At 64.2% G+C, this 6,840-nt stretch carries 11 protein-coding genes; all 11 read left to right on the top strand.

Features of this window, described 5'->3' with window-relative positions:
• Positions 1-129 precede the first annotated feature (129 nt).
• Positions 130-315 carry a hypothetical protein gene (locus tag ACP7BY_RS04245; RefSeq protein ID WP_426287981.1) on the top strand — a complete coding sequence of 62 codons (186 nt, stop codon included), beginning with the start codon at positions 130-132 and terminating at the stop codon, positions 313-315.
• Entirely contained in the window at positions 312-626 is a 315-nt protein-coding gene (locus ACP7BY_RS04240; protein WP_033965603.1) for a hypothetical protein, read from the top strand. Before ACP7BY_RS04245 ends, ACP7BY_RS04240 begins: the two co-directional genes overlap by 4 nt.
• The gene (locus tag ACP7BY_RS04235) at positions 623-904 is read left to right on the top strand and encodes a hypothetical protein (RefSeq protein ID WP_033965602.1); all 282 of its coding nucleotides are present in this window, start codon (positions 623-625) and stop codon (positions 902-904) included. Before ACP7BY_RS04240 ends, ACP7BY_RS04235 begins: the two co-directional genes overlap by 4 nt.
• Positions 894-1,472 carry a glycoside hydrolase family protein gene (locus tag ACP7BY_RS04230; protein ID WP_426287980.1) on the top strand — a complete coding sequence of 193 codons (579 nt, stop codon included), beginning with the start codon at positions 894-896 and terminating at the stop codon, positions 1,470-1,472. The genes ACP7BY_RS04235 and ACP7BY_RS04230 overlap by 11 nt, the downstream gene beginning before the upstream one ends.
• 2 nt (positions 1,473-1,474) lie before the next feature.
• Positions 1,475-1,945 (top strand): hypothetical protein, encoded by a 471-nt coding sequence (locus ACP7BY_RS04225; protein WP_156143034.1) that lies wholly within the window; start codon positions 1,475-1,477, stop codon positions 1,943-1,945.
• The gene (locus ACP7BY_RS04220) at positions 1,893-2,114 is read left to right on the top strand and encodes a hypothetical protein (protein ID WP_033965599.1); all 222 of its coding nucleotides are present in this window, start codon (positions 1,893-1,895) and stop codon (positions 2,112-2,114) included. The genes ACP7BY_RS04225 and ACP7BY_RS04220 overlap by 53 nt, the downstream gene beginning before the upstream one ends.
• A 258-nt stretch (positions 2,115-2,372) precedes the next feature.
• Positions 2,373-3,104: a pyrimidine utilization protein B gene (gene rutB / locus ACP7BY_RS04215; protein ID WP_137902993.1), complete on the top strand. Its 732-nt coding sequence runs from the start codon at positions 2,373-2,375 to the stop codon at positions 3,102-3,104.
• 4 nt (positions 3,105-3,108) lie between these two features.
• Complete coding sequence (rutC, locus tag ACP7BY_RS04210) at positions 3,109-3,492, top strand: pyrimidine utilization protein C (RefSeq protein ID WP_033965598.1); 384 nt, start codon at positions 3,109-3,111, stop codon at positions 3,490-3,492.
• Between the two features lie 40 nt (positions 3,493-3,532).
• Positions 3,533-4,333, top strand: a complete 801-nt coding sequence (gene rutD / locus ACP7BY_RS04205; protein WP_033965597.1) for a pyrimidine utilization protein D — start codon at positions 3,533-3,535, stop codon at positions 4,331-4,333.
• 4 nt (positions 4,334-4,337) lie between these two features.
• Positions 4,338-5,408: a pyrimidine utilization protein A gene (gene rutA, locus ACP7BY_RS04200; protein ID WP_033965596.1), complete on the top strand. Its 1,071-nt coding sequence runs from the start codon at positions 4,338-4,340 to the stop codon at positions 5,406-5,408.
• A 69-nt stretch (positions 5,409-5,477) separates the two neighbouring features.
• Entirely contained in the window at positions 5,478-6,794 is a 1,317-nt protein-coding gene (locus ACP7BY_RS04195; protein ID WP_171010557.1) for a methyltransferase family protein, read from the top strand.
• Positions 6,795-6,840 lie beyond the last annotated feature (46 nt).

Genomic DNA, 6,840 nt, shown 5'->3' with positions numbered 1-6,840 from the left:
CCCGGTTCATCCGCAGCTATGGGACGATACGACGGTACCGCCGACCGAGCGGTTTGAGATAGTGCCCGCGTGAGCGCACAAGTGCCGCGTGCTCCGACATGGAAAGACTGGTGGGCACCCGCAGCGATCGTGATCACGCTGATCGGCGCGACGATGACAGGCGGCGGCTACCTCAACGAGCTCCAACAGCACGAGCGCCGGATCACGGCCCTCGAAGAGAGCAATAAACAGCTCAACATGATCAACGAGCGAACGGCCAGAATCGAGGCCAAACTCGAAATGATCGCGCCGCCAAAATCCGGACCAATGCCATGATCGAGGGCGGCGTCATCCTCTGCCTCGTTGGTTTCTTGCTGGCGCTGGCAAACCCGGTCGAACGGGCGATCGCGCAGCGCCGCTATGCCCAGGTCGGGGCATTCGAGGACACGTTGCGCGGGGCGTTCCCGCTCCATCCGCCGACGCCAGCGTTCGACGATCTCGTCTCACGCGCCGAGGCAGCGCTGGAACAGGACGCCCTTTCGCGTGGCATCCGCGCCACTGCGGCGACGTACGACCAAGCCTCCGAAGGCGATGCCTGCCGGGACTTACCCCACACACTATCCCGTACCCGAAAGGAAATCCGATGACGCTGCTCGCAAAGTGGCGCGCCTGGTTGTGCGCGCGTCTCATCGATGACTGGCACCGCGCCTATACCTTCTCCTCGATCCGGCTCGCCGCGATCGGCGCGCTGATCGAGACGTTCGTGCAGGCCTTTCCCGGCACTGCGTCGGAAGTCTGGAATGCGATGCCGCAGGATCTGCGCGCGCTGCTCCCGTCGTGGCTGACCGGATCGTTCCCGATCCTGCTGCTGGTCGCGATCGCCGTCGCGCGCATCACCCGCAAGGTGCCGACCGATGGCCAGTGAACCGCGCAAGCTGACCCCGGCCAGCAAGGTCGGTGTCGGCGCTGGAATCGGTGCGCTGATCGCCGCAGCCGTCACACTGGCGCTTCCCGGCACCCGCGCTGCCGAGGGCACCGTCTATCACGCCTATCAGGATAGCGGCTCGGTCTGGACGATCTGCAGCGGCCATACCAGAGGCGTCCGTCCGGGCATGACGGCAACCAAGGCGCAATGCGACGCTTGGCTGAAGGCCGATCTTACCGAAGCGACCAGCGAGGCGGTGGCGATCACGCCAGAACTGCTTTCCGGCCCGGTGTCGCTGCGCGGGCAAGCCGGTGACTTCATCCTCAACGGCGGCGCTGGTCACTGGCGCGGTTCGCCGATGGCGCGCGAGGCGGCGGCGCATCGCTGGCGCGCGGCGTGCGAGGCGTTCCGGGGGTATATCGTGCTGTTCCGTCCACGCGGTGCGGTGCCGAAGCGATATGCCTGCAAGCGGTCGACCAAAGGGGTCGTCTATTGCGCCGCGCCCGGCCTGGTGAACCGGCGCGAGAAGGAACGGCGTGACTGCCTGGCGGGAGTCGCCGGCGCATGAATATGCTGAGCGAGGCCGAGCAACTGGCCGAGGACGCCTTGCCGCAGGTGCGCGCCGCCAACTGGGTTTTCCGCGTAATATTCGCCCTGGCTGTCGCCGGGGCGATCGGCGCGGCGTTCTGGTGGGTCGCGATCCGCCCGGGCCAAATGGCGGCGAAGGTTGGTCAGGCCAAGGTCGACGCCTCGCTGGGACAGGCCACCGGCGACATCGCCACCGCCGCGATCCCACAAATCAACGATGCCACCCGGCAAAAGGTCGAGGTGGACGTACAGGTCCAGAAAGGACAGATCGATGTTCGACAAGCGCCCGATGCAGGCGTGGCGGTGCATGGCGTCGCTGATGCTCTGCGCCGCAATCTCTGCCTGTATGACGACCTCTACCGTGCTGACCCAGGCTGCCAGCCCGTGCATGAAGATCCTGATGGCGTCGGGCCTGCTGGATCCAACGCCGGGGGCACCGCTCACCCTGATTGATGGCTCTGCCGGTGGTCTGGGCGCGCACGATGTCGCGCAAACGGGCCAGCTCGTGAAAGCCAATATCGACAAGCGCACCGCCGTGAAGCTGGGCAGTAGCTGCGATGCCGAGTGGACGGCGGCGCTGGCAAAAGCAAAGCCGCGTGCGCGGTTCCTGGGGATTTTTTAGGGGGCCAATCCATTCCGACCGAAACGGCAATATCCGCATAAGTCGGAATTTAAATGCAAGCTAAGTCGTTGATTTGTGGCGTCTGCTAAAACTTGGAAGGCTGCTGTACTACCATTGTACTATACCCGCTCGCCGGCTGCGCGCGCTGCTGCGGCGATCTGCCCCGGTTAGCGTGGGTAAAGCCGGTGCGCAAGATGCGGCCCTTGCACTTGTGCGACATCCACGACAGGATCGGACGCTTTCGCGAGGGAGTGTTGCGTGGCCGACGATCAGACCGTGATCTGCCCCGGCGGGGATGGCGACACGGCGGTGACGCTCCCGGCCCGGCCCGAGGCGTTGCGGCTCGCGCCCGAGCATACCGCCGTCGTGGTGATCGACATGCAGAACGCCTATGCTAGCAAGGGCGGCTATGTCGATTTGGCGGGTTTCGACATTTCGGGCGCGGCGGGGACGATCGGCAAGATCGCGACGGTGCTCGATACGGCGCGGGCTGCGGGCGTGCAGGTGGTGTTCCTGCAAAATGGCTGGGACCCCGAGTATCGCGAGGCGGGCGGGCCGGGCTCGCCCAACTGGCACAAATCGAACGCGCTGAAGACGATGCGCCAGCGCCCCGAACTGGCGGGCACCTTGCTGGCGCGCGGTGGGTGGGATTATGAGATCGTCGATGCGCTGACCCCGCAACCGGGCGACCTTCGCGTCCATAAGACGCGCTATTCGGCGTTCTTCAATTCGCAGCTGGATTCGACGCTGCGCTCGCGCGGCATTCGCAACATCGTGTTCGTCGGGATTGCCAGCAACGTCTGCGTCGAGAGCACGTTGCGCGATGGCTTCCATCTCGAATATTTCGGAGTGATGCTGGAGGATGCCACGCATCATCTCGGCCCGCCCGAAATGCAGGCGGCCAGCGTCTACAATGTCGAGAAATTCTTCGGCTGGATCAGTACGGCCGCAGATTTCTGCGGGTCGTTCGGCCAGTCGCCCAAGGAGTAGGTTCATGCCCTTCGAAGCGATCAATCCCCCGCAATTCCCGACCCCGATCGCGCCGTATTCGGCTGGGGCCAAGGCGGGGAATACCGTCTATGTCTCGGGCGTGCTGGCGCTTGGCGAGGGCGGGGCGGTGCTGCATGTCGGCGATGCCGCCGCACAGACGCGGCATGTGCTGGACGTTATCAAGGTGACGCTGGAAGCGGCGGGCGCGACGCTGGAAGATGTCGCGATGAACCACATCTTCCTGAAAGACCTGGCCGATTATGCGGCCTTCAATGGCGTGTATGCCGAATATTTTCCGGGCGCAAAGCCTGCGCGCTACTGCATCCGCGCCGATCTGGTGAAGCCGGATTGCCTGGTGGAAATCGCCTCGGTCGCGCATCTTGGTTGAGATGCTCGGCACGCCATCGCTGTCGATGCAAGGCTGAATCATGCCGCACGCCGCAGGCCTGTATTACGAGACCCACGGCAGCGCCGCTGCGCCGCCGCTCCTCCTGTCGTCGGGCCTTGGCGGCTCGGCGAGCTATTGGGCACCCAATATCGCGGCGCTTGCCGAGCGCTATCACGTCATCGCCTATGACCATCGCGGGACTGGCCGCAGCGATCGCGCTTTGCCCGAAACGGTGTCGGTCGAGGACTTTGCCGCGGACATGCTGACGCTGCTCGACACGCTCGGCGTGGCGCGCGCGACGATCGTCGGCCATGCCGCGGGCGGTGTGGCGGCGCTGGCGCTGGCGCTGTTGGCACCGGAGCGGATCGACAAGTTCGTCGTGGTCAATGGCTGGGCGTCCCCCGATCCGCATTTCCTGCGCTGTTTCGACGCGCGGCTTGCATTGCTGCGCGATAGCGGTGTGGAGGCGTATCTGCGGGCGCAGCCGATCTTCCTGTATCCGGCCAACTGGATTTCGGCGCATCACGCGGCGCTGGAGGCGGAACTGCCCGCGCAACTGGCGCAGTTTCCGGGCGTCGCCACGATGGAAAAACGCATCGCCGCGCTGGCCACCTTCGACATCGCCGATCGCCTGCGTGAGATCCACCGGCCAGTGTTGGTCGTGTGTTCGGATGACGACATGCTGGTGCCGTCCAATGCCGGGGTCGCGCTTGCCAACGGTTTGCCGATCGCGGGTTTCTGCCGGGCGGAACATGGCGGCCATGCCGTCAACGTGGTCGATCCGGATGCGTTCAACAGCTTCGTGCTCGCCTGGCTGGCGGGCGAAATCGCGGAAGGGTAACACCATGCAAGTCGGCGTCTTCGTCCCCATCAACAACAATGGCTGGTTGATTTCCGAAAACGCTCCGCAATACCTGCCGTCGTTCGATCTCAACAAGACGATCGCGCAATCGGCGGAAAAACACGGGCTCGACTTCCTGCTGTCGATGATCAAGCTGCGCGGTTTCGGGGGCAAGACCGAATTCTGGGAATATGGCCTGGAAAGCTTCACGCTGATGGCGGGGCTGGCGGCGGTGACGGAGAAGATCAAGATCTTCGCGACCTGCCCGACGCTCATCATCCCGCCCGCCTTCGCCGCGCGGATGTGCAACACGATCGATTCGATCAGTCATGGGCGGTTCGGGCTCAACCTCATCACCGGCTGGCAGCCGCCCGAATATACCCAGATGGGGCTGTGGCCCGGCGACGAGCATTTCCGCAATCGCTACACGATGCTCGATGAATATGCCCATATCCTGCGCGAATTGTGGGAAACCGGCGAGAGCGACTTCAAGGGCGATTATTATCAAATGGACGATTGTCGCGTCCGCCCGGTGCCGAGCGGCGACATGAAGATCATCTGCGCGGGCTCCTCCGATGACGGGCTCGCTTTCTCGGCGAAATGGGCGGATTATGCCTTCTGCCTGGGCAAGGGGGTGAACACGCCGACGGCGTTCGCGTCGAACAATGCGCGGCTGGCGGCGGCCACCGCAAAGACTGGGCGCGACGTGTCGATCTTCGTGCTTGTCATGATCATTGCCGCCGAAACCGATGAAGCGGCGATGGCGAAGTGGCAGTCCTATAATGACGGTGCCGATCTCGAGGCGATCGCCTGGCTGGCCGACCAGGGCGCGAAGGACACCCACAATAAGGACACCAACGTCCGCCAGCTTGCGGCACCGGAAGGGGCGGTCAACATCAATATGGGCACGCTGGTCGGCTCCTATGCCAATGTCGCGCGGATGCTCGACGAAATGGCAGCGGTGCCCAATACCGGCGGTGTGCTGCTGACCTTCGACGACTTCGTCGAAGGCGTGGAGGCATTTGGCACGCGCATTCAACCGTTGATGCAATGCCGTGCCGGGGTGGGGCGATAGCGGACTGCCGCCAGTCGCCGGGATTGTCCTTTACGCATCGCTAACCCTTCCTGCGCTACGCCGCCTGCGATGTTTCATGACACTGCCCTCGCGCGGGCCGCCAAGGCGGCCGATCCCCGCCCGGTCTCGGCGGTCAGCACTGGCTGCGGGTTGGCGGGTCTCGGCGGCCTGTTCCTGTGGGTCGCGATCGCGCGTTATTATGGCATGGACGGGCCCTATGCGGCGCTCGTCAATATCGCGGCCTGCGCGCTGCCGATGGTGCTGTGGGCGGTATTGGTCGACAAGGTCCACCGTCGCGCCTCGACCGGCATTGACTGGAGCACCCCGAAGCCGTGGCGTGAAACGCTCGATGTGTCGCTGACCAAGCTCGCGGGGTTGTGGGCGACCTGGGCGGGCATCGCGCTGATCTATGGCACCGGGCGCTTTTACTGGAGCAACCAATGGGGCGGCTTTCCCTTTGCGATGGCGTGTTTCGGCGTCGCCGCACCGCTGCTGCTGGTCGGTTCGATCCCCTATGTGCTGTGGATCGATCGTCGCCTGGTCGCGCCCAAGGATGGCGCTTGGGCGCTCGGCGCGTGGCTGATGGGGCTCGACGAGCCGATCGACCGTGAGGCGCTGTATAACCATTTGCGCAGTTGGGGCGTGAAGGCCTTTTTTCTGGCGTTCATGCTGGCGGTGGTGCCGCCGGGGTTCGCCGGGTTCATCCACGGGAATGTCGCGGAGGTGCTGCACAATCCGGTGGCGCTGGCCAATTGGTTGATCGGCTTCATGTTCGTGATCGACTGCGCGTTCGCGACGGCCGGCTATATCCTCACCTTCCGTCCACTCGATTCGCACATTCGCAGTGCAAACCCGTTTGCGGCGGCGTGGATGGCGGCGCTGATTTGTTACCCTCCCTTCACGCTGATGGCCGAAAACGGGCCGCTCGATTATCATCCCGGCACCTATGGCTCCGATGGCTGGTCGGTCTGGTTCGCCGGACATCCGGTGGTGCTGGTCGCGATCGGTACGGTGCTGGTCGGTTTGACGGCAATCTATGCCTGGGCGACGGTCGCGTTTGGTTTTCGCTTTTCCAACCTGACGCATCGCGGCATTTTGACGCACGGGCCTTATGCGTTTTCGCGCCACCCGGCCTATCTGTCGAAGAATTTGTTCTGGTGGATTTCGACCGTGCCCGTGCTGACGACGGGCTCCTGGCTCGACGCGGTGCGGGCGACGATCCTGATGGGGGTGGTCAGCGGAGTCTATTATTGGCGTGCCAAGACCGAGGAGCGGCATCTCGGGATGGACCCGACGTATCGCGATTATTCGGAATGGATCGAGCGCAACGGGCTGGTGCCGCGTTTCTTCGCCTGGGTTGGCGGCAAGCGCACCGTCCGGGTCTAGCGCCGCGCGGTTTCGGGGCATCCGAGGATGCCCCGAGGGTCCGCAG

It is taken from the genome of Sphingomonas sp. PSPC2-2, from assembly GCF_049897725.1.
GTDB lineage: Bacteria > Pseudomonadota > Alphaproteobacteria > Sphingomonadales > Sphingomonadaceae > Sphingomonas.
The sequence above is the reverse complement of the archived record's forward strand: the minus strand, read 5'-3'. Positions and strand labels throughout refer to the sequence as shown.

What these genes read in the sequence shown, in the direction of transcription:
- rutD (WP_033965597.1), top strand. Translation starts at nt 3,533, where the DNA reads ATGCCGCACGCCGCAGGCCTGTATTACGAGACCCACGGCAGCGCCGCT.
- ACP7BY_RS04225 (WP_156143034.1), top strand. Translation starts at nt 1,475, where the DNA reads ATGCTGAGCGAGGCCGAGCAACTGGCCGAGGACGCCTTGCCGCAGGTG.
- ACP7BY_RS04235 (WP_033965602.1), top strand. Translation starts at nt 623, where the DNA reads ATGACGCTGCTCGCAAAGTGGCGCGCCTGGTTGTGCGCGCGTCTCATC.
- ACP7BY_RS04240 (WP_033965603.1), top strand. Translation starts at nt 312, where the DNA reads ATGATCGAGGGCGGCGTCATCCTCTGCCTCGTTGGTTTCTTGCTGGCG.
- rutC (WP_033965598.1), top strand. Translation starts at nt 3,109, where the DNA reads ATGCCCTTCGAAGCGATCAATCCCCCGCAATTCCCGACCCCGATCGCG.
- ACP7BY_RS04195 (WP_171010557.1), top strand. Translation starts at nt 5,478, where the DNA reads ATGTTTCATGACACTGCCCTCGCGCGGGCCGCCAAGGCGGCCGATCCC.
- rutA (WP_033965596.1), top strand. Translation starts at nt 4,338, where the DNA reads ATGCAAGTCGGCGTCTTCGTCCCCATCAACAACAATGGCTGGTTGATT.
- ACP7BY_RS04220 (WP_033965599.1), top strand. Translation starts at nt 1,893, where the DNA reads ATGGCGTCGGGCCTGCTGGATCCAACGCCGGGGGCACCGCTCACCCTG.
- ACP7BY_RS04230 (WP_426287980.1), top strand. Translation starts at nt 894, where the DNA reads ATGGCCAGTGAACCGCGCAAGCTGACCCCGGCCAGCAAGGTCGGTGTC.